General features: G+C 69.2%; 18 protein-coding genes and 1 pseudogene. 12 read left to right on the top strand and 7 right to left on the bottom strand.

The window, feature by feature from the left end; translation table 11 throughout:
* Window positions 1-71: 71 nt before the first annotated feature.
* A complete protein-coding gene (locus EDC02_RS07955; RefSeq protein ID WP_123601387.1) occupies window positions 72-269 on the bottom strand; it encodes a hypothetical protein in 198 nt (65 codons plus the stop codon).
* A gap of 100 nt (window positions 270-369) precedes the next feature.
* Here EDC02_RS07955 and EDC02_RS07960 point away from each other — a divergent pair, with 100 nt between their 5' ends.
* The 3 genes from EDC02_RS07960 to EDC02_RS07970 all read left to right on the top strand — a co-directional run bounded on the left by EDC02_RS07960 (window position 370) and on the right by EDC02_RS07970 (window position 3244).
* The gene (locus EDC02_RS07960; protein ID WP_199757541.1) at window positions 370-1095 is read left to right on the top strand and encodes a group II intron maturase-specific domain-containing protein; all 726 of its coding nucleotides are present in this window, start codon (window positions 370-372) and stop codon (window positions 1093-1095) included.
* A 277-nt stretch (window positions 1096-1372) separates the two neighbouring features.
* Window positions 1373-2425 carry a M28 family peptidase gene (locus EDC02_RS07965; RefSeq protein WP_158632093.1) on the top strand — a complete coding sequence of 351 codons (1053 nt, stop codon included), beginning with the start codon at window positions 1373-1375 and terminating at the stop codon, window positions 2423-2425.
* A gap of 45 nt (window positions 2426-2470) precedes the next feature.
* Complete coding sequence (locus EDC02_RS07970) at window positions 2471-3244, top strand: thioesterase II family protein (RefSeq protein WP_123601390.1); 774 nt, start codon at window positions 2471-2473, stop codon at window positions 3242-3244.
* Window positions 3245-3585: 341 nt separating this feature from the next.
* On the opposite strand, the gene EDC02_RS07975 is transcribed toward EDC02_RS07970, so the two are convergent.
* Window positions 3586-4554, bottom strand: a complete 969-nt coding sequence (locus tag EDC02_RS07975) for a glycoside hydrolase family 6 protein (protein ID WP_123601391.1) — start codon at window positions 4552-4554, stop codon at window positions 3586-3588.
* A gap of 274 nt (window positions 4555-4828) precedes the next feature.
* Here EDC02_RS07975 and EDC02_RS07980 point away from each other — a divergent pair, with 274 nt between their 5' ends.
* A complete protein-coding gene (locus EDC02_RS07980; RefSeq protein ID WP_199757542.1) occupies window positions 4829-5842 on the top strand; it encodes a LacI family DNA-binding transcriptional regulator in 1014 nt (337 codons plus the stop codon).
* A 75-nt stretch (window positions 5843-5917) separates the two neighbouring features.
* Here EDC02_RS07980 and EDC02_RS07985 read toward each other — a convergent pair whose 3' ends face one another.
* Window positions 5918-6907 (bottom strand): IS30 family transposase, encoded by a 990-nt coding sequence (locus EDC02_RS07985; protein ID WP_199757543.1) that lies wholly within the window; start codon window positions 6905-6907, stop codon window positions 5918-5920.
* 232 nt (window positions 6908-7139) lie between these two features.
* Between EDC02_RS07985 and EDC02_RS07990 the strand changes: the two genes are divergently transcribed.
* The 3 genes from EDC02_RS07990 to EDC02_RS08000 all read left to right on the top strand — a co-directional run bounded on the left by EDC02_RS07990 (window position 7140) and on the right by EDC02_RS08000 (window position 9872).
* Window positions 7140-7634: a hypothetical protein gene (locus EDC02_RS07990; RefSeq protein WP_123601393.1), complete on the top strand. Its 495-nt coding sequence runs from the start codon at window positions 7140-7142 to the stop codon at window positions 7632-7634.
* Window positions 7635-7685: 51 nt separating this feature from the next.
* The gene (locus EDC02_RS07995; RefSeq protein WP_148083367.1) at window positions 7686-8363 is read left to right on the top strand and encodes a hypothetical protein; all 678 of its coding nucleotides are present in this window, start codon (window positions 7686-7688) and stop codon (window positions 8361-8363) included.
* A gap of 246 nt (window positions 8364-8609) precedes the next feature.
* Window positions 8610-9872, top strand: a complete 1263-nt coding sequence (locus tag EDC02_RS08000; protein ID WP_123601395.1) for an MFS transporter — start codon at window positions 8610-8612, stop codon at window positions 9870-9872.
* Window positions 9873-9893: 21 nt separating this feature from the next.
* On the opposite strand, the gene EDC02_RS08005 is transcribed toward EDC02_RS08000, so the two are convergent.
* Complete coding sequence (locus tag EDC02_RS08005) at window positions 9894-10553, bottom strand: nucleoside/nucleotide kinase family protein (protein WP_123601396.1); 660 nt, start codon at window positions 10551-10553, stop codon at window positions 9894-9896.
* 281 nt (window positions 10554-10834) lie between these two features.
* Between EDC02_RS08005 and EDC02_RS08010 the strand changes: the two genes are divergently transcribed.
* The 3 genes and pseudogenes from EDC02_RS08010 to EDC02_RS42725 all read left to right on the top strand — a co-directional run bounded on the left by EDC02_RS08010 (window position 10835) and on the right by EDC02_RS42725 (window position 13380).
* Entirely contained in the window at window positions 10835-12289 is a 1455-nt protein-coding gene (locus EDC02_RS08010; protein ID WP_123601397.1) for a glycoside hydrolase family 43 protein, read from the top strand.
* 139 nt (window positions 12290-12428) lie between these two features.
* Window positions 12429-12722: pseudogene (locus tag EDC02_RS42720) on the top strand (diacylglycerol kinase family protein); the annotation flags it as partial.
* A gap of 298 nt (window positions 12723-13020) precedes the next feature.
* Window positions 13021-13380, top strand: coding sequence for a diacylglycerol kinase family protein (locus tag EDC02_RS42725; RefSeq protein ID WP_370461432.1), 360 nt, complete (start codon window positions 13021-13023; stop codon window positions 13378-13380).
* Window positions 13381-13425: 45 nt separating this feature from the next.
* On the opposite strand, the gene EDC02_RS08020 is transcribed toward EDC02_RS42725, so the two are convergent.
* The 3 genes from EDC02_RS08020 to EDC02_RS08030 form a co-directional block, all read right to left on the bottom strand.
* Window positions 13426-15513 carry a glycogen debranching N-terminal domain-containing protein gene (locus tag EDC02_RS08020; protein ID WP_123601398.1) on the bottom strand — a complete coding sequence of 696 codons (2088 nt, stop codon included), beginning with the start codon at window positions 15511-15513 and terminating at the stop codon, window positions 13426-13428.
* Window positions 15461-15898, bottom strand: a complete 438-nt coding sequence (locus EDC02_RS08025; RefSeq protein ID WP_158632094.1) for an SCP2 sterol-binding domain-containing protein — start codon at window positions 15896-15898, stop codon at window positions 15461-15463. Before EDC02_RS08025 ends, EDC02_RS08020 begins: the two co-directional genes overlap by 53 nt.
* Window positions 15899-16011: 113 nt before the next feature.
* Complete coding sequence (locus tag EDC02_RS08030) at window positions 16012-17001, bottom strand: threo-3-hydroxy-L-aspartate ammonia-lyase (RefSeq protein ID WP_233605796.1); 990 nt, start codon at window positions 16999-17001, stop codon at window positions 16012-16014.
* 395 nt (window positions 17002-17396) lie between these two features.
* Here EDC02_RS08030 and EDC02_RS08035 point away from each other — a divergent pair, with 395 nt between their 5' ends.
* Window positions 17397-18830 carry an endo-1,4-beta-xylanase gene (locus EDC02_RS08035; RefSeq protein WP_123601400.1) on the top strand — a complete coding sequence of 478 codons (1434 nt, stop codon included), beginning with the start codon at window positions 17397-17399 and terminating at the stop codon, window positions 18828-18830.
* A gap of 251 nt (window positions 18831-19081) precedes the next feature.
* On the top strand, window positions 19082-21139 hold the full coding sequence (locus tag EDC02_RS08040; protein WP_123601401.1) for a type IIA DNA topoisomerase subunit B: 2058 nt from the start codon (window positions 19082-19084) through the stop codon (window positions 21137-21139).
* The last annotated feature ends 16 nt before the right edge of the window (window positions 21140-21155 follow it).

Consider the following 21155-nt stretch of genomic DNA (forward strand, 5'->3'; position numbering starts at 1 on the left):
TCCAGGAACAACTCGTCACCATCGACGAGTTGCGCGCCCGAATGCCCGACCTCCGAGCCCGCGAAACCGGCCTACGCGTCCAGATCGACGCCCTCAACGCCCAGGCCGCCGACCGCGACGCCTACCTCAAACTCGCCGACAACCTCGAAGGCTTCCTCACCCAGCTCCGCAACCGGGCCAACACTGCCGAAGTCGAAGAACGCCAACACGTCCTGAGACTGCTCGTCAAGGACGTCCTCGTCGGACCCGAGAAGATCACCATCCGACACCGCATCCCCACCCCCACACCAGGCTCCACCAGCCAAGCAGACCACGACCAACCCGCAACACAGGGTGACCAAACCCGAAGTTACCCATTGCGTTGGGGGCGTGTTGTCGCCGCTGCTGGCGAACGTCGCCCTGGGGATCCTAGACGAGCATATCGCCCAGGCCCCAGGAGGGCCGAACTCCGCCCAGGGCGAGCGGGCCAAACGCAAACGTCAGGGGAAGGCGAACTTCCGGCTGGTCCGGTACGCCGACGATTTCCTGGTATTGGTCGCGGGTGACCGCGACCATGCGAAAGACCTGCGCGACCAGGTGGCAGCAGCCCTCACCCCGATGGGTTTGCGCCTGTCGGTGGAGAAGACGAAGATCACGCACATCGACGAAGGGCTGGACTTCCTCGGCTGGCGCATCCAGCGTCACCAGAAGAAGGGCACTGCCCAGCGGTACGTCTACACCTATCCGGCCAAGAAGTCGGTGCAGGCCGTGGTGACCAAGGTGCGGACGATCTGCCGCAGGAACGTCAATATGCCACTGGAAGCCCTGCTCCGGGAGCTGAATCCCGTGTTGCGAGGCTGGTGTGCATACTTCCGGCCCGGAGTGTCCAGCGCCACGTTCCAATACCTGTCCCACCATGCGTGGAAGACGGTGATCCGCTGGGCGCGGCGCAAACATTTCAAGGCCAACTGGAAGACCATCCGCCGCATCTACTGCCGCGGTGGTTGGTGGCCGGTCACGGAACGTGGATCGCTGTTCAACCCCGCGAAGGTGTCCACCACGCGCTACCGATATCGCGGGGCGCAGATCCCCAGCCCATGGCCATCCGCCTGGTGAGAACAACGAGGTGACCTGACGGGGCTTGTGGAGAGCCCGTTGCGTTGTGAGGCGCACGGCGGGTTCGGGAGGCGGTTCGGGGAAACCCACCGGTGGCGACACCGACAGGGCGCCCCGGACCGACCTCACTGTGGTGCGGCACGGGTGGCACCGGGCAGCGCGGCGTGGTGGATCGTCCGAGGGAGAGACAGCGAACGCACCATCGATAGGTTTTCATCGATGTTATGCGCAGTACATACCCCGTCAACTGGATACGCTTGCGCCTGTCGATGTAAGGTTGATCATCTTTGGAACAGCCGAACCCCGCCTACCCGTTCTCGGTCCCGCGCAGACCGAACGCGTACGTAAGCTGCGCGCCGCTATCGACGACGACGCGCTCGGCCGCGAGCTCGAAGCCCTTCCGGCACCCCGGGTACGGGCGCTCACCCCAGACATCTGTGCCGCACTGGACATCGATCTGCGGAACCGTTTCACGGCGGCGGGATGGACGGCACGGCTCGACCACTTCCACGCGCGGGACGTCGCCCAGTGGGGGCCGAGTGGGCGGTACGAGGATGTCCTGACCGGCACGGACATCAACGGCGTCAACATCGTCGCGGTCAAGGAGGGCGAGCTCTCCGACGCGATCCTGGTCCTCGCCCACCACGACACGGTCCCGGGCACCGGCGGCGCCGATGACAACGGGACCGGCGTCGTCGGACTGCTGGAGCTGGCCCGTCTGCTGGGTGGGGCGCGATTCCGCCGAACGGTGCTGCTCGTCGCAGTCGACCACGAAGAGCTCGGCTTTCACGGTGCCCGTCACCTGGTGCGGCAGATGTCAGTTGCCGGGCGGAAGGTGGTCAGCGCCTATGTGTTCGAGATGCTCGGATTCGCCAGCACCGCGCCGGGCAGCCAGCAGCTGCCGCGCGGACTCGACCTGCTCTACCCCGGGCAGATCAAGCGAATCCGGCGCAACGGGCAGCGAGCGGACTTCGCTGCCGTGCTCTACCAGCGGTCCAGCCGGACGATGGCGGCACTGTTCGCGGCCGCGCTGACCCAGCTGAACGGCCCGACCGGCACCGTACTGCTCCGCGCGCCCACCGACCTGCCGGTACTGGGTCCGCTGCTCGGCCGTTTCGTGCCGTTCACCCAGCACTTCGCGCGCAGCGACCACCTGCCGTTCTGGGACGCCGGTCTGCCAGCGGTCCAGATCACAGACACGGCCAACTTTCGCAACCCGCACTACCACCGGGCCGGCGATGTCCCCGACACGGTGAGCATGCAGCAGGTGGCGGACGTGGTCGCAGCCACCGCCCTGGCCGTGGAGGTCCTGGCGGAGCGCCTCGACTAGCTGGCGCACTGGCGCCCGCGAAGCCCCGACGGCATCCTGACACCTATGACATCGATCACCGCAGGTGCCTGGATTCGCCGGTACCACTCGGCGGCGGCGGACGCGCCGCGCCTGGTCTGCCTCCCGCACGCCGGTGGCAGCGCCAGCTTCTACTTTCGGCACTCGGCCGCCCTGGCCCCCACCGTCGCGGTCCTCGCCGTGCAGTACCCCGGCCGCATGGAGCGCCACGACGAGCCCTGCGCCGGTTCCGTCGCCGACCTCGCGGACGGAGTCTTCCAGGCACTCGCCGCCCTGCCCGACCTTGGCGACGACGTCTCCCTCTTCGGGCACAGCATGGGCGCGACGGTCGCCTTCGAGGTGGTACGACGGCTGGAGGACCGGCTGGGGCTCACTCCTCGCAGGCTCTTCGTCTCCGGCCGCCGCGCTCCGTCCCGGCAGCGCGACGAACACGTACACACCCTCAACGACGACGGCCTCATCGCCGAACTGACGGCGCTCGACGGTTCCGACAGCCGGGTCTTCGCCGATCCGGAGATGCGGTCGCTGCTGCTGCCGGCGATCCGCAACGACTACCGTGCGATCGAGACCTACCGGTGCGCCCCCAGCCTCACGATCTCCGCCCCGGTGACGGTCCTGACCGGCACCGCCGACCCGACGACCACCCCGGACGAGGCCGACGCGTGGCGAGGGCACACCACTGCAGGCGTCACCGTCCACACGATGACCGGCGGGCACTTCTTCCTCAACGAGCACCGCCCAGCCGTCCTCGACATCGTTGCCCGGTCGCTGTCGGCGCGCAACGGTACGCTCGACCGGTGACCGGGGAGCGGCCACCCGCTGTACCGCTCATGAGCCGGCTACGACCCGCCGTCCGCATCCGGCGGGAGCCGAATGGGATCTCCCGGCGTGCACAGGGCCTGCAAGGATCTACCCGGGGCGATCCGTGGCCTCGTTGTTGACGGAGGCTGCGTACCCTGTTCCTACTGCTCCGTCCCCTGCAGCCATGCCCGTCGTGGCAAGTCCGCCCCCCATGCCGTTCTCGCTCACCAGTCAGCGGCGGCCTCTCTGGTCACGATGCCGTGACACAGAGAGACGCCGTTGGTTTGGGCAGGGCTGGCTGGCATCGTCCGCGTGCGACGCCGAGGCTCGCCTTGTCTACGCTAGTAACCGAAGATCATCTTGTAGGCCACCTCGGGCAGGAACTGCCCGGCGCTGGACCCGCCGCCGACCCCGCAGTTGCCGTCGGACTCGCCCGGTGTCTTGAGCCACAGCAGCATCTCAGCGCCGCCGCCCATCCGGGTGGGCGTCCCGATCCGGCGGCCGCCGGGGTTGCACCATTGACCGTTGGAGCCGTTGCCATTGCGGCTGGTGTCGATAACGTACGGCTTGCGGTATCCGAACCTCTGCAGAGCGGAGGCGACCTGATTGCCGTAGTTGGTGTTCTCACCGGTGGTGAAGTAGTTCGAGACGTTCAGCGCGAAGCCGCGTGCGTTGGCCACACCGGCCATGTTGAGCCGCTGCGCCATCGTCTGGGCGTCGACCCAGCCAGGATTGCCGGCGTCGATGTAGGCCCAGGTGTTGGGCGCCTTGGACCGGAACTGGCCGACGGCGCGCGAGAGCATACCCACCCGGTCGTTGATCTGGGCCTGACTCATGCAGCTGAAGTCGCCCAGGGAGTCTGGTTCGAGGACCACTACCGCCGGACGGCTGCCGATGGCGGAGGCAAAGGAGGCGATCCATGAGTCGTAGGCAGCGACGCTGCCGGCGCCACCACCGGAGTGGCCGCCACATGCGTCCCGGCCGGGAAGGTTGTAGGCCACCAGCAGCGGAAGCTTGTCGACAGCGTCTGCGGCTCCCACGTAGCCACTGACCGTGCTCCAGATGTCGCCGCTCCAGTTGCCGAACCATCTGGCCATCGGTTTCTGCGCGATCTCGGTACGGATGGCGGCGGCGCGTCCGTCGCCTGGGTTCGCGGCCGCCCACCTCGCCGGGCTGGAGTTGGGGTCGACGTAGAAGCCGCTGGTCTGGCTGATCGGATCCGCATGCGCAGTTGGTGCCCCGAGCAGGATCGCGGAAACCGCCAACGCCAGGGCGGCGGCAAGTCCCCAAGGACGGGTCCGTCGTGTCATGAACTGGTCTCCTCCGGTAGAACTGGAAGCGCTTCCAGCGATGTTCATCCATGTCTAGTATCCAGATTTTCGGAGAACATCCGACAGATGTCAAGAGTGGTCGCCATCGCGGCAAGATCACCTTTCCAGGGAGTTTCTGGAACCGCTTCCAGACTGACGAAGACGGCAAGCTATCTCGACGCCGTCGATGCTGGCCGATACGATCGGTCAGCAACAACGGCACCGGCCGGGTAGCTGCTGCCCCGACGTCGGACGGGAAGGACTCGGCATCGTGATGGCAGCACAGAGGCCCAGGCGGCAACCGACCCTCGACGAGGTGGCTGAGCGCGCCGGCGTGTCACGGTCCGCCGCGTCCCGGGTCATCAACAAGGCGCCATACGTCAGCCGCGCCACCCGCGACGCCGTGGAGCGCGCCATCAAGGAGATGGGCTATCTCCCCAACCGCACCGCCCGTGCCCTGGCCACCCAACGGACGGGGATCGTCGCGCTCGCGGTCTCCCATGACGATCCCGAACTGTTCGCCGACCCGTTCTTTGCCCAGGTCATCGTCGGCGTGTCCGCAGCGCTCGAGGAGACCGACCTTCACCTGCTGCTGTGCCTTGCCAGCTCCGGGCGGGGCCGGTCCCGGTTGACCAACCTGCTGCGCACACGCGGCGTCGACGGCATCATGCTGATGGCGCTGCACGGCGATGATCCACTGACGCACATCGTGCGGCGGGCCGGCCTGCCCGCGGTGTACGGCGGCCGGCCATTGAATTTCGAACCACAGTGGTACGTCGACTCGGACAACCTCGGCGGCGCCCGACTGGCCACCGAACATCTCATCGGCCTCGGCCGCACCCGGATCGTCACCATAACCGGCCCCAGGTCCACCGATGTCGGCCTCGCTCGCCACCGCGGCTACGAGGAGGCAATGATCATGGCTGGGCTGACCCCGTACGCGGCGGCGGAAGGTGACTTCACAGAGACCGGCGGTGCCGCAGCGATGAGATCACTGCTCGACAGCCACCCCGACCTCGACGCCGTCTTCGCCGCCAGCGACAACGCCGCAGCAGGCGCTCTACGTGTCCTCATCGACGCTGGCCGGTCGGTTCCAGGCGACGTGGCGGTGGTGGGCTTCGACAACCTCGGCATAGCCGAACGAACCGATCCGCCGTTGACCACCGTTCACCAGTCGGTCCAAGCTCTGGGTAAAGAAATGACCCGAATGCTCGTCGAGCTCATCGCGGGGCACGAACCGCCGTCCATCATCCTGCCCACGAAGTTGGTGCTACGCGACTCGGCATGATCAGCGAATCAGGCCAGCCGGTTGGGGCGGCAGGGACTCCGCAGGCAACGGGCTAACACAGGCGGAGTCAAGTAATCATGGCGACACTGCATTCTTAACCAGATCGTTGAAAACCTCGATCGGCTTCAGCCAGTTCAACGTCTGACGCGGTCTGCCATTCAACTCTGCGGCGACTCTATCAAGATCCTCCTGAGTGTGCAAGGAAAGATCCGTACCCTTCGGGAAATACTGCCGGAGCAGACCATTCGTGTTCTCGTTGCTCCCACGCTGCCACGGCGAGTGCGGGTCACAGAAATACACCGGCATCCCCGTGTGAACCGTGAAATCAGCGTGCCGAGCCATCTCCTTCCCCTGATCCCAGGTCACACTCCCACGCATGAACTCCGGCAACGTCTCCATCTTCGCCGCGAGCAGAAAAGCGACCCGGTCAGCGGTACGGTCGAACGGAATCCGCACCAGCATGACGAAACGGGTGGTCCGCTCGACCAGCGTGGCGATCTGGGACTTGTTGCCCTTCCCGATAATCAGATCGCCCTCCCAGAAGCCGGGAACGGCCCGGTCCTCAGCCTCCACCGGCCGCTCGCTGATGTTCACCATGTCCTTGATAGAACCCCTGGCCACCGCAGGACGCGACCGGTTCACCCGCTGCGTACGACCACGCCGCAGAGCCAGCTTCAGCTGCGTCCGCAGCTCCCCACGCGCCTGGAGGTACAGGCACTCGTAGATGGTCTCGTGCGACACCCACATCTCCGGGTCATCAGGATGATCCACACGCAACCTCTCGCCGATCTGCCGCGGTGACCACTTCTCCGCGAAACCGTCGTTGACCGCGTCATGCAACCGCTGCGAAGATTCCAGCTTACGTGGCTTCGGCCGTAGCCGATTCTCGTCGCAACGCGCCTGCGCCTCGACCGCACGGTAATCCAACGATCCGCCGTTCCGCGCGATCTCCCGAGCGATCGTCGAATGGTGCCGCTCGAGCAGCCTTCCGATGGCCCGAGCTGACGTCGAATCACCGCCCCGGATCAACTCCCGCGAGATCGTTTCTCGCTCCTCAACCGTCAACGGAGAAGACCCGCTCATCTACCACCCAATCACTCGACACCCAAGATCATTTTACCGGGTGTCGCCATGACCGTTTGACTCCGCCAACGGTAGCAACACCGCCCCGACCAGCTTCGCGCTCAACGGCACCACCTCTACGGGATCGCCCACCGATCCCACGACCGCGCCGCCGACCAGCCCACCGCCGACCACCGCGCCGCCGCCACCCGGCGACCCGACCTGGGGTACGGCGTTGCCGCCGGCGAGCGCGCCCAAGAGCCGGGCGTACGACCTGATCGCCACCGCCAACGAGAAGGGCTACCTGCCGGGAGTCGGGGAGTGCTCGGTCGAGATTCACGCCCGGTGCTGGACCTACGGCCCCGACGGCAAGGTCTACCCGACCTGGCACCCGACCCGGGACCCGAGCGGTTGCTACTTCGGCCACGAGCACGGTGACGATCCTCGGACCTCGGACCTGTACGGCACCGCCGGCTGGCCCGCCTTCGGCTACACCAGCGAGGTGATGCTGGACAACATGCCCGACCACAGTCACCGTCACGAGGACCACGTCGGGCACAAGGTGCTGGTGGTGAACAACAGCAACGTCATCCAGGGCGACAACGGCACCAGCTTCTTCCCGCCGCAGGGGCCAACCATCGCCGTCTGTGACATTCTGCTGAAATTCCACCAGGGCACCCACTCGCCGGACGCGTTCACCAACAACGTTCACGAGTTGCTGTTCAACTAGCGCTGCGTCGGGAGCAGCGGTGGCCCGGTCACCGAGGCCCGGTACAACGCGATGATCCCGCTCGGTCGACCCGGCGGCTTCAGCCCCAGCGAATGCCCCGGCTTCGGTCGTCCGTTCATCAACGTCGCACCCCCGGTGCCGGCGGACTCGCCGTCGGACACCCGATTGCTGGGCCGGTTGATCGCCGAGACCGGCTGTATCGACGCGATCCGGGAAGGGCGCACGCACTTCGACCCGCTCTACCCCAACCCAGTGCCGTTCACAGTTTCCGACATGGACGACTTCTGGTTCTCCGACGTGCAGGTGACGGGCTCCGGGCTGGACTTTCACCTCGCGCCGCTGTTCTACGTCGTCAACCCGTCCCGGTACTACGACCCGAGCCGGCCGAACAGAATGGGCCGGATCGTCGACCTGTGCTACACGGATCTGGCCGGTGGCGACTACTGCGCCGAGGCTCTACAGGTGACCCAGCAGACCGGCCAACAGGTGGCCTGGGACGATCGCCGATCGCCGTTCAAGGGCACCCTGCGTGAGTACCGGCCCGGCACCTTCTCGGTGCGCAACAGCGGGCCATCCACGGTCTACACCGACGTGTACGGACGCGACGCCTCTTCCACGCCGTTCCCCGGCTCCATCGAGCAGCACTTTTCCGGTAACACTGCAAGCGAGATGTACGTGCGGGGATCCATCAAGGACTACGCGACGACCGGAGTCCACGCCCCGAACTGACACCTCTGACCCGGGCACCTCCGGCCGCGGTACGCCGTGAGCCGGCCGGCACCGCACAGGGCGGACCATCGGCGACCCCGATGGCCCGCCCGTCGTCTGCACCCGACACGACGGCCGGGCAACGCCGGAGAAGCCCCGCCGCCGCCAGCCGTAAAGAATCTTGACAACGTCCCGCCACAGCCGAAGAGGTCAACGCATGTCTGTGCCAGCGCCCAGGGGCATCGTCGTCGAGAGGCCCGGCTGACCATGGTGCCCGCAGCGGTCGACGCCCGCCGGACCCGACACCGTCCGATGGCCGCGCTGTTCACCGGCGCGGCGGTGACCAACGTGTCGATGGTCGGTGCGAGCACGGTGAGCACCCTCGTCGGGGCGCAGTTGCTCAGCCCGCTGTGGAGCGGCATACCGAACGCGGCCGGGATCGTCGGCTCCGCCGTCGGCACCCTGACGCTCGCCGCCGTGCTGGCCAGACGCGGCAGCCGCTCCGCGCTCGTACTGGGCTACCTGGCCGCGGTCGTCGGTGCGGTCGTCGCGGGCGGTGCCGTGCTGGCCGACGCGGCGGGCCCGCTGATGGTCGGCATGCTGCTGCTCGGTGTCGGCAACGGTGCAGCGCAGCTGTCCCGGTACTGCGCGGCGGACCTCTACCCGCCCGAGCGCAAGGGTTTCGCGGTCGGCGTCGTCGTCTGGGCGGGTACGGTCGGTGCGTTGGCCGGGCCCAACCTGATCGCGCCACTCGCGCGGTTCTCCGCCGGGCTGGGTCTGCCGCCGCTCGCCGGGCCGTACCTCCTGGCGCTGGTCGGTGCGGGTGCCGCGGCGGCGGCGTCGGCGACCCTGCCGACGACCCGGGCCGGCACGCGGCGTGGCGACCCGGGGCCCGGTGCCGTGTCGGCCGGGGTTTGGCGACGCCCGGTGGTCCGTACCGCGGTGGTGTCGATGACCGCCGGCCAGGTGTCGATGGTCGCCGTGATGACGATGACGCCGCTGCACATGGACATGCACGGTCACGGCCTCGGCGCGGTAGGCGCGGTGGTCAGCGCACACCTGCTCGGCATGTTCCTGCTGGCGCCGCTGTCCGGGCACATCGTCGACCGGCTCGGGGCACGGACGGCGATCCTCGCCGGTATCGGGTTGATCGCTCTGTCCACGATGGTCGCGTTGGTGCCGGCGGCCGCAAGCGCGCAGCTGTACGTCGCGCTGTTCCTACTCGGTTGCGGCTGGAACCTCACCTTCGTCGGCGGCAGCGGCCTGCTCACTCAGTCGTTGACACTCGCCGACCGCCAGCACGTCCAGGGTGGCGTGGACGCGATCGCCTGGGGTGCCTCGGCGGTGGCCAGCGTCGGTGCCGGAATGGTGCTCGGCACCGTCGGGTACCCGGTGTTGGCGGTCAGTGCCGGTGCGGCGGTGCTGCTCCCGTTGTTCCTGCTGGCCTGGGCGGACGGCCCGGCGGCTGTCCCGTCCCCCGCCGAAGCCGAGGACCCACCGGACCGGCGCGGCGGGCAGCCGTGTTGCTAGCGCCCGCCGCGCCGGGGCCGGTCAACCGGGCGCGGAGGCGTTGCCGTCGGCCGGTCCCAGTGCGGTCATGTCGACGACGAGGTCGGCCCGGTCCCGGCCGGCCCCGATCAACCGGGCGTTCGGGTCGTCGACCGTGGCTACCCAGGCGCGGGCGGCGGCGGGTGACTTGCCGAACTCGACGTGCCGGCGGATGAGACGGTCCCGCCGTACGTCGTCGTCGAGTTGGCAGAACCACACCTCGGCCAGCAGCGCGCGCACCGCCGGCCAGGGCTCTGCCTCCGCGAGCAGGTAGTTTCCTTCGGTGACGACCAGCCGTACCGGTGGGTCCACCGCGATGGTGCCGGCCACCGGTTGTTCGAGGTCGCGTTCGAAACCCGGCGCCCAGACGGTCCGGTGCCGTTCGGTCCGCAGCCGGTGCAGCAGGGCGAGGTAGCCGTCGCCGTCGAAGGTGTCGATGGCACCCTTGCGGTCGCGTCGGCCGAGCCGGTCCAGCGCCGCGTCGGACAGGTGGAAACCGTCCATCGGCACCAGCGCCGCCGGGACCCCGACCTGCCGCAGCCCGGTGACCAGCAGCGCCGCCAGCGTCGACTTGCCCGCCGCCGGGCAGCCGGTGATGCCGAGGACGAGTCGGCCGTCGTGGGGGACAAGCCGGTGGGCGCGTGCGACGAGTTCATCGAGCATGCACCAGCTTAAGCAGCGCAGGGGACCGCTGGCCGACTCCCCGGCGGACACGGGTACCCACGCCCCGGCCCGCGACCCATTGACATCGAGACTGCGCGTAGTTAACACTGTCGATTCAATCCGGCAATCGCGTGGCAATCGTTTCAGGTGTTGTGTTAACGCTAACATCGGAGGCTCTGGATTCATGTCGGCTGCGGCGTCGCTGCCGTCCGGTGCCCGGTCGTAGGCGGCGGACCACCGGCATTGGCCGGACCCGACCAACTCCAACAGAAGGAGACCCGATGCCGAGGATCCTTGCCCGGCTCAGCGCCGTCCTTGCCGCCGCCTGCCTGCTGTTCACCTCATGGTCGGTGACCGCAGCGAGACCGGCTGCCGCCCTCGACCCGTTCGCCGGATACCTGATGGCCCACTTCACCGGGGAGTCGGCCAACGGCGAGCAGATCTATCTGGCGCACAGCACCGACGGGCTGCACTGGACCGACCTCAACAACGGCAGCCCGGTCCTGTTATCCACAGTAGGCACCCGTGGTGTGCGGGATCCGGTCCTGGTCCGCTCACCGGCCGGCGACCGTTACTGGATCATCGCCACCGATCTACGGATCGCCAGCGGCACGTCGTGGAACGACGCCGCCAACCGGGGCAGCACCTCGATCGTCGTATGGGAGTCCACCGACCTGGTCAACTGGTCGGCGCCGTGGCTACTCAACGTCGCCGGCGGTGTCGCGGGCGCCGGCAACGCCTGGGCGCCGGAGGCGATCTACAACCCGGCGACCGGGGACTACGTCGTCTACTGGGCGACCAACTCGGCCCGCAACGGGGTCACCAAGCACCGCATCTGGTACGCGCGGACCAGCGACTTCCGTACCGTCGGCACTCCGCAGCTCTACATCGACCGGGGCAGCGGCCAGGGCATCATCGACACCCAGATCATCGAGGTCCCGAACAGCGTCGGCGGCTACCGCTACTACCGGGCGTCCGCCGACGGTCACATCACCATCGAGGCGAGCAACTCGATCCTCGGCACCTGGACGACCCTCGGCAACCTGTCGCACCTGGGCATCTCCAACGGCACCGGCGGCGGCAACGTGGTCGAGGGCCCGATGTGGGCCCAGTTCAACGGCCGCGACGAGTGGGTGCTCTGGGTGGACCAGTACGCGACCGGCCGCGGCTACCTGCCAGTCACCTCACCCAACCTGGGCAGCACGGGCAACTTCCGGACCCGGTCGGACTACAGCATGGGCGGCAGCCGCAAGCGGCACGGATCGATCCTCAACCTGACCGCCGCCGAACAGAGCCGGGTGCTCGCCCGGTGGGGCGCCACCACCCCGGTCAACCGGATCCAGTCGTACAACTACCCGGACCGCTACGTCCGGCACGCCGACTTCGACGTACGGATCGACGCCAACGTCAGCCCGGCCCAGGACGCGCAGTTCCGGCTGGTGCCCGGCCTGACCGGCGGCTCGGGGCACGTCTCGATCGAATCGGTCAACTATCCGGGCCACTACCTGCGGCACTACGCGTACGACTTCGAGTTGGCACCCGACGACGGCTCGGCGGTCTTCGCCGCCGACGCCACCTTCCGCCGGGTCGCCGGCCTGGCCGACGCCGGATGGTCGTCGTTCCAGTCCTACAACTTCCCGGACCGCTACGTCCGGCACTACGGCTACCAACTGCGCCTCGACCCGATCACCGACGCACAGGCCCGCGCCGACGCCACCTTCCGCGTCACCGGCTGACTGGCCCGGTGGGCGGTGTCGCCGCAGCCGGAGACACCGCCCACCGGCGGCGCGGACCGGCGTCGACTGGTCCGGGCCGGCTCCGGTGGCCCACACTGACCTGGTGCAGAAGCCGACAGCGCCGGTACGGTCCGCCGTGGTGGTCAACCCGACGAAGGTCATCGACCTGGTCGGCCTCCGGGCGGCGGTCGACGCGACCCTGGCCGAGGCCGGCTGGGCGGCACCGATCTGGCTGGAGACGACGGTCGACGAACCGGGGCGGACGCAGACCCGGGAGGCGGTCGCGGCCGGGGTTGACGTCGTGTTCGCCTGCGGCGGCGACGGCACCGTGATGTCGTGCGTCGCCGGCCTGGTCGGCACCGACGTGGCGCTCGCCATCCTGCCGGCCGGCACCGGTAACCTGCTCGCCGCGAACCTGGGGCTGTCGACCGACCTCGCGGCCGGGCTGGAGGTCGCGGTGGAACGGCAGACCCGCCGGCTCGACGTCGGTCGGCTCGACGACGACCGCTGCTTCGTGGTGATGGCCGGCATGGGGTTCGACGCGAGCATGCTGGCCGCCACCTCCGAGCAGGCCAAGGCGCGGATCGGCTGGCCGGCGTACGTCGCCGGCGCGGTGCGGCACCTGCGGGACCGGCCGGTGCCGGTGCGGGTCCAGATCGACGACCAGCCAGCCGGTACGGACCCGGGCCCGCACCGTGCTGGTGGCCAACGTCGGCCGGCTGCAGGGCGGGATGACCCTGCTGGCCGACGCCGAACCCGACGACGGTCTGCTCGACGTCGCCGTGCTGACGCCGCGGACGCTGCGGCACTGGCTCGCGCTGGCCTGGGCGCTGGTGCGGGGTCGGCGACGGGTGCTGCGGATGCAGGTGTACCGGGGGCACGAGGTGTCGGTGATCAGTGACCGCGACCAACCCCGCGAACTCGACGGCGACCTGATCGAACCCGGCGCCACGCTGCGGGTGACGGTCCAGCCGGCGGCGCTCCTGCTCTGCGTGCCGCGTCCGGCGGATGACCCGGACCTGTCGGTGGACGCCGCTGCGGCCGCGCGGCGTGGCGCGGCACTTGTCGAACGTACCCGCCACGCGCGATGACCCTGCCTCGGGGCGGGACCGGCCCTGAATCTGTCGTTGCGACGGTCAGCCGTTGTCGCTGCGTCCCAGCCGGGCGAGCAGCCCGGTGTGCTGCCGCTGGTGACGCTCGGCCCGTCGGCCGAGCGCGTCCGCCCGGCCCCACCGCCCGGGTACGTCGAGCAACTCGATCCGGGGTATCGACGGCGGGAGATGCGGGTCGACGCCCAGGTGGTCCTGGTACGGGGTGAGATCCAGCATGGTGCGCAGCAGAAGCAGGACCGCTCCCGCCGACCAGCCCTGTGGGCTGCACGCCGTCGGGTACTCGACCGGATATCCGGTCAACTCGCGCCGGTAGCCGGCGAAGGCCTCCGGCAGCCGTCCGTCGAAGAACCCGGACGCCTCGACCATCCCTTCGGCGATCCGGGCGGCCTCCTCGCGGAACCCGTACCGGCGCAGCCCCCAGGCGATGATCGAGTTGTCGAACGGCCAGACCGACCCCACGTGGTAGCCGACCGGGTTGTACCGTGCCTCGGTCTCGGCCAGTGTCCGTACCCCCCAGCCGGAGAACATCGCCGGCCCGAGCAGGTGTTCGGCCACCTTGCCAGCCCGGTCCGGCTCGACGATCCCGCTCCACAGCAGGTGCCCCATGTTCGACGCCAGCGCGTCGACCGGGGTGCCGTCCGGGTCGAGAGCGAGCGCGTAGTACTCGCCGTCGGCCACCCAGAAGTCGCGGTTGAACCGCTGCTTCAGGTCGGCCGCCTCCCGCTCCAGCCGGTCGGCGTACGCCGGGTCGTTCCAGAACTGGCGGGCCAGCCTGGCGCCACGGATCTTGGCGTCGTAGGCGTAGCCCTGCAGCTCGCAGGTTGCCCTCGGCAGCGCGGACAGCCGTCCGTCGCGGTAGGAGATCGCGTCCCAGGAGTCCTTCCAGCACTGGTTCTCCAGGCCGTTGCGGGTGTTGCGGCGCCAGTAGGAGACGTAGCCGTTGCCGACCAGGTCCCCGTACTCGTCGATCCAGTGCAGCGCGGCCCGGGCCTGGCGTTCGAGCCCGCGGACCAGTTCGGCGTCGCCGCTCCACCGTTCGTACTCGTCGAGCAGGATCACGAACAGCGGAGTCGCGTCGGCTGAGCCGTAGTACGGGGTGTGCGGCTGCTCCTCGAAGGCCGCCGACTCGCCGTACCGGAACTCGTGCAGGATCTTGCCGGGCTCCTCCTCCCGCAGATCGTCGAGGCTGCCGCCCTGCAACGAGCCGAGCAGCCGCAGCACCGGGGGAGTGAGCCGGGGCAGGAACGGCATGGTCTGCAGGCTGATGAAGATGCTGTCCCTGCCGAACAGCGTCATGAACCAGGGCAGTCCGGCGGTCGGAATCGGCCCGGTGGCGGTCAGCGAGGCGTACCGCATGGCGGCGAGGTCGATCAGGCTCCGCTCGTACGCCGTGGTGAGGTTGGGGTTGTCGGCGAGCAGTTGCGGTGCCCGGTCGATCCAGTGCTCCAGTTCCTGGCGCACCTGCGGTCGGGCCCGGCGTCGGTAGGCTCCCCAGATGGTCGGCGACGCGGTGTCACCGCCGTTGATCACCGGTTCCACCCGGAGTTCGGTCTGCCACTGACCGCGCGGCTCCAGGGTGACGTCGAACGTCATGCCGTCGTCGTCGATCCGGGCCGGGAGCGTGCTGGAGATGACGGTGTCCCGCTGGAAGGTCTCCCGCCGGTAGCTGTACCGCAGCCGACCGTCGTCGTGGTGGACCGACTTCGTGCCGCGCTTGTGCTGGACGTCCTTGATCTCGAACAGGTCCGCGAAGTCGGTGTCCATGTCGACTCGCAGGGTCAGGGTTGCCGGCGCGATGTCGTGGTTGAGCACGGTGAGCCGTTCGACGAACGCCGCGCCGATCGACTGCTCCCGGATGACGGACAGCTTGGCGTCGATGTAGTGGGTGGGCCGGCCGGGCACGAGGAAGAACCGGGTCTCGAAGAAGTGCAGGTCGTCCTGGGACAGCGCGTTCAACCGGTGGCCGTCGATCCGGAGCACCCAGGTGGACAGGAAGCGCGTGTCGAACGAGAACAGGCCGGTCGGCAGGTCCGGTGAGGCGGTGACGTCACCGCGCTCGTCAGTCACCACGAAGGTGTTCCCGTCCAGGATGCTGACGGTCTTCTCGTTCATTTTCGGCGGCCTCCCTCCGGGTGAAGTCCCTTGGATGCAGCCCGGCCGGGACACTGCCGAACAGGACCCGGCAGAGCTGGTCCGCGAGCCCCAGGTCTCCCTCGACGACGACCGCGTTACGGAACAGCAGGGGGATGAACCGGTCCTCGCCCCGGGCCAACCGGTCGAAGCGGACCCGTTCGCTGCGGACGATCGAATCCGGCTCGGGCCCTGTCGACGACACCTGGACCTTCCCCGTTTCCAGGGTGACAAACCAGTGCGTCGTCCTGGTCTCCTCGTGTACGTCGAAGCGAACGGTGCCACGCAGCCGGGGTGGCAGCCGGGTCAGGACCGAGCTTGCGTCGCTGGCCAGCTGATCCAGCGCGTCTTCGACCGTGTCGACCATCCGGTCCCACCTCCGCACGCCGTGTGACGTTTCCGGTGCACCGTAGGCCGGGTCGCGGCCGGCCCGCATCACCCGCGTCGGGTGAGCTGCCCGGGGATCAGCCGGCCGGGGGATCAGCCGGCCGCGGGTGACTCTGCGGTGGACAGCAGGTCGACGAAGCGCCGGGTGTCGACGTTGCCGCCGGAGACGATCACGCCGGTCCGCCGTGGAGTCGGCACCGGTCGTCCCGCCAACAGGGCGGCCAGCCCGGTCGCGCCGCTGGGCTCGACGACGATCTTCATCCGGTCGAAGGCGAACCGCATCGCCGCCCGGATCTCGTCGTCGTCGACCAGGACGACGTCGTCGAGCAGCCGCTGGTTCACCGAGAAGGTCAGCTCGCCCGGCGTTTCGGCGGCCTGCCCGTCGGCGATCGTGCGCGGCACCGGGATGGTGACCCGCCGGCCGGCGGCCAGCGACCGCAATGTGTCGTCGCCGGCCGACGGTTCGACGCCGATCACCCGGATCCGGGGCTGCAGCCCTTTCGCCGCGATCGAGGTGCCCGCTGCCAGACCGCCGCCGCCGACCGGCACCAGCAGCGCGTCGAGCGGGCCGACCTCTTCGACCAGTTCGAGGGCTGCGGTGCCCTGCCCGGCGATGACGTGCGGGTGATCGTACGGCGGGACCAGGGTGAGCCCGCGTTCGGCGGCCAGCGCCGTACCGATGGCGACCCGGTCACCGGTGTACCGGTCGTAGGTGATGATCTCGGCCCCGTAGCCGCGGACCGCCGCCGTCTTGGCCGCCGGGGTGTCCTGCGGCATGACGATCACTGCGGTGCTGCCCAACTCCCGGGCGGCCAGCGCGACGGCCTGGGCATGGTTGCCGGACGAGTACGCGGCGATGCCCCGGGCCAGCTGGGCCGGTGACAGCCGGGAGATCGTGTTGTAGGCGCCACGGAACTTGAACGCACCGACGCGTTGCAGGTTCTCGCACTTGACGAAGACCTCGGCGCCGACCATGGCGTCCAGAGTGCGCGAGCGCAGCACGGGGGTGCGGTGCGCGGCGCCGGCTATCCGCGCGGCCGCGTCGCGGACGTCGGGCAAGGTGACCGGTGTCGAGTCCGTCAAGGTGCTTCCTCCCGGGGCGCTCATCTGACAGAGTTCCATACAGCGGCCGGGCGAGTCGCAGCCGGCCGGCTGGTGTCCATGCCGCATTGTCCGGGCGCGGCCGACACCGCCGACCCGTAGCGCGACGGTGCCGCTGACGGTGTTGCGCGCGGTGTCCGGATCTGCCCCGGATCTTTTCCGAAAATTTCGGTACCTCTGGTCTCGGCGCCGGGTGCCGGTACCGTGCTGCCATGCTCCGGTTCGCTGGTCAAGCAGCGGGTCGACCGGCATCGGTCTTGGTCGTTGAGTTACCGGAATTTTTCCGTTAACATCGCTCAACAGCACTTCGACCAACGTCGATGTGTGGCCGAGGTGTACCTGCCGGCCGCACTCCGCACCGAGAGGCATCCATCACCATGACCCATCAATCCGCCAGCAGACCGAGGAGAAGGGGACCGCGGGCCGCGTTGGCCTCCGCCACGGTGGTCGCCCTCGCCGCCGGTACCGCGCTGCTGTACGCGACCTCCGCCAGCGCCGCCGAGTCCACGCTCGGCGCGGCCGCAGAGCAGTCCGGCCGGTACTTCGGTGCCGCCGTCGCGGCCAACAAGCTCAGCGACTCGACGTACGTGAACATCCTCAACCGGGAGTTCAACAGCGTCACCGCCGAGAACGAGATGAAACTCGACGCCACCGAGCCGCAGCAGGGCCAGTTCAACTTCAGCAACGGCGACCGGATCGTCAACCACGCGATCTCCCGCGGCATGGCCGTCCGCGGCCACACCCTGGCCTGGCACTCCCAGCAACCCGGCTGGATGCAGCAGATGGAAGGCGCCCCACTGCGCCAGGCCATGCTCAACCACGTCACCCAGGTCGCCTCCTACTACCGCGGCAAGATTCACTCCTGGGACGTCGTCAACGAGGCCTTCGCCGACGGCGGTACCGGCGCCCGCCGCGACTCCAACCTGCAGCGCACCGGCAACGACTGGATCGAGGCGGCGTTCCGGGCCGCCCGGGCCGCCGACCCCGGTGCCAAGCTCTGCTACAACGACTACAACATCGACAACTGGTCCTGGGCCAAGACCCAGGCCGCCTACAACCTGGTGCGCGACTTCAAGCAGCGGGGGGTGCCGATCGACTGCATCGGCCTGCAGTCACACTTCAACAGCGGCTCGCCGTACCCGTCGAACTACCGCACCACGCTGTCCAGCTTCGCCGCCCTCGGCGTCGACGTGCAGATCACCGAACTCGACATCGAAGGCTCCGGCAGCACCCAGGCCAACACCTACCGCAACGTGGTGCAGGACTGCCTCGCGGTGTCCCGCTGCACCGGCATCACCACCTGGGGCATCCGGGACTGCGACTCGTGGCGCAGCGGCGGCACTCCGCTGCTGTTCGAGTGCAACGGCAACAAGAAGCAGGCGTACGACTCGACCCTCGCCGCGCTGAACGCCGGCGGCACCCCGCCGCCCACCACGGCGCCGCCGCCGACCACGGCCCCGCCGACCACGGCCCCGCCGCCCACCACGGCGCCACCGACTTCGCAGCCGCCGGGCGGTGGCAACTGCTCGGCCTCGGTGATTTCGCTCGACCAGTGGCCAGGTGGCTTCGTGGCGAATGTGCGGGTGACCGCCGGGTCCGCCTCGACCAGCAGCTGGACGGTCACCATGACCCTGCCGTCCGGGGCGGCGGTCACCAACGCGTGGAACTCGCAGGCCAGCGGTAGCAGCGGCACGGTGAGCTTCAGCAACGCACCGTGGAACGGCCAGATCGGTGCCGGACAGTCGACCCAGTTCGGCTTCCAGGGCACCGGCACCGGCAGCGGGATGACCCCGACCTGCAGCGCCGGCTGACGGCACCAACCCCAGGACGGGGCCGGTATGCGGGAGACCCCCGCGTACCGGCCCCGTCCGGCGTGCGGGGGCTCGGATCGGGTGCGGCCGGCGGCCCGGCGACACCCCGGTACCGGCCCGGCGCGGCGCTGTCGGTGGCTGCGGTTACGCTCGTCGGACGGTGGCCCGCAGGCCACCGTCGTTGCCCCGCCGGTCGGTCCTGCCCGTCGGCGAGGTGGGGCACCGTTGGCCGGCACCGGGAGTTCGACGCGTTGACTGCACAATCTGAGACGCTGTACGGAGCAGACGACCTCACCCACCTGGAAGGGCTGGAGGCCGTCCGCAAGCGGCCCGGCATGTACATCGGCTCCACCGACAGCCGGGGCGTCGGCCATCTGCTCAACGAGATCCTCGACAACTCCACCGACGAGGGCGTCGCCGGCCACGCCAGCCGGGTCGAGGTGACCCTGCACGCCGACGGTTCGGTCCAGGTCGACGACGACGGCCGGGGCATCCCGACCGACGTACACACCCGGTCCGGGCTGTCCGGGGTCGAGCTGGTGCTGACCCGGCTGCACGCCGGCGGCAAGTTCGGCGGCTCCGGTTACAAGGCGTCCGGCGGCCTGCACGGTGTCGGCGCGTCGGCGGTGAACGCGCTCTCGCTGCGGTTCGACGTACGGGTCAAGCGGGCCGGCCGGGTGTCGGAGATGTCGTTCCAGCGTGGCGTCCCGGGGGTCTTCGACGGCCCCGGTCCGGCCGCCGGCTTCACCGGGCAGTCGGGGCTGCGGGCGGTCGGCCGGATGAAGCGCGGCGAGGCCACCGGCACCTCCATCCGCTACTGGTACGACGCCCGCTACTTCGACGCCGGCGCCGCACTCGACGTGGCGGCCGTACGGACCCGACTGCGCAACACCGCCTTCCTGGTACCTGGGGTCACCTACGTGCTGCGCGACGCCACCTCCGGTGAACCGGTCGAGGAGGTGTACCACCATCCCCGGGGCCTGGTCGAGATGGTGGAGTTCCTCACCCCGAGCGGGGACCGACCGGTCAGCGGCACCCTGTTCATCACCGGCACCGGCACCTACAAGGAGAACGCCGCCGACGCCAACGGCGTGATGCAGTCCGACGTCGAGCGTCGGGCCGAGGTGGAGGTCGCCCTTGGCTGGGGCACCGGCTACGAGCGGACCGTCGAGTGCTTCACCAACACCATCCGCAACGTGCACGGCGGCACCCACCGGCGGGGGTTCGAACGCGGGGTGACCCGGGCCGTCGTCGACGCGGTACGCAACAGCCGCGGCCTGCTCAAGCCCAAGGAGGATCCGCCGACCGTCGACGACGTGCTCGAAGGCATGACGGCCGTGGTGCACGTGCGGATCCCGGAGCCCCAGTTCACCTCGCAGACCAAGGACGAGCTCTCCACCGCGGGCATCACCCGGGTGGTCCAGACGGTGGTGGAGCGGCACATCAAGTCCTGGGTGGAGGACCGCCGGACCCGTACCGAGGCCCGGACCGTGCTGCAGAAGGTGGTCGACGCGGCCCGGGTCCGGCTCACCCAGAAGCAGCAGAAGGACGCCGCCCGGCGCAAGACCGCCCTGGAAGGGGCGTCCATGCCGCCGAAGCTGGTCGACTGCCGGTCGACCGGCCTGCAGCGCAGCGAGTTGTTCATCGTGGAGGGCGACAGCGCGCTCGGCTCGGCCCGGATGGCCCGGGTCGCCGAGTACCAGGCCCTGCTGCCGATCCGGGGCAAGATCCTCAACGTGCAGAAGGCCAACCTGGCCGACACGTTGCGCAACGCCGAGGTGGCGGCGATCGTCCAGGTCCTCGGGTCCGGCACCGGGCGCACCTTCGACCTGGCCGCCATGCGGTACGGCCGGGTGATCCTGATGGCCGACGCGGACGTGGACGGCTCGCACATCCGGACGTTGCTGATCACCCTGTTCGCCAAGTACCTGCGTCCGGTGATCGAGGCCGGCCGGCTGTACGCGGCGATGCCCCCACTGCACAAGATCACCACCAAGGGCCGGAACGCGGAGACCATCTTCACCTTCACCGAGGCCGAGATGGAGCAGACCGTACGGCGACTGGAGCGGGCCGGGCGACAGGTGGTCACCCCGGTGCCCCGGTTCAAGGGCCTCGGCGAGATGGACGCCGACGAGCTGTGGGAGACGACCATGAATCCGGCGACCCGCTCGGTACGCCGGATCACCCTGGCCGACGCGGAGGTCGCGGACCGCACCCTGGAGTTGCTGATGGGGGAGAAGGTCGAGCCGCGCCGCAACTGGCTGATCGACTCGGCCGGCCGGGTCGACCAGGAGAGCATCGACGCCTGAGCAGGACCCGCTCGAT

Source organism: Micromonospora sp. Llam0, assembly GCF_003751085.1.
Taxonomy (GTDB): domain Bacteria; phylum Actinomycetota; class Actinomycetes; order Mycobacteriales; family Micromonosporaceae; genus Micromonospora_E.

Bases quoted from the DNA above. Each gene is read 5' to 3' on its own strand.
- EDC02_RS07970 (WP_123601390.1), top strand. From the start codon at position 2,471: ATGACATCGATCACCGCAGGTGCCTGGATTCGCCGGTACCACTCGGCG.
- EDC02_RS07995 (WP_148083367.1), top strand. From the start codon at position 7,686: ATGATCCCGCTCGGTCGACCCGGCGGCTTCAGCCCCAGCGAATGCCCC.
- EDC02_RS08035 (WP_123601400.1), top strand. From the start codon at position 17,397: ATGACCCATCAATCCGCCAGCAGACCGAGGAGAAGGGGACCGCGGGCC.
- EDC02_RS08020 (WP_123601398.1), bottom strand. From the start codon at position 15,513: ATGAACGAGAAGACCGTCAGCATCCTGGACGGGAACACCTTCGTGGTG.
- EDC02_RS07975 (WP_123601391.1), bottom strand. From the start codon at position 4,554: ATGACACGACGGACCCGTCCTTGGGGACTTGCCGCCGCCCTGGCGTTG.
- EDC02_RS08025 (WP_158632094.1), bottom strand. From the start codon at position 15,898: ATGGTCGACACGGTCGAAGACGCGCTGGATCAGCTGGCCAGCGACGCA.
- EDC02_RS08010 (WP_123601397.1), top strand. From the start codon at position 10,835: ATGCCGAGGATCCTTGCCCGGCTCAGCGCCGTCCTTGCCGCCGCCTGC.
- EDC02_RS08005 (WP_123601396.1), bottom strand. From the start codon at position 10,553: ATGCTCGATGAACTCGTCGCACGCGCCCACCGGCTTGTCCCCCACGAC.
- EDC02_RS08000 (WP_123601395.1), top strand. From the start codon at position 8,610: ATGGTGCCCGCAGCGGTCGACGCCCGCCGGACCCGACACCGTCCGATG.
- EDC02_RS42725 (WP_370461432.1), top strand. From the start codon at position 13,021: ATGACCCTGCTGGCCGACGCCGAACCCGACGACGGTCTGCTCGACGTC.
- EDC02_RS07980 (WP_199757542.1), top strand. From the start codon at position 4,829: ATGGCAGCACAGAGGCCCAGGCGGCAACCGACCCTCGACGAGGTGGCT.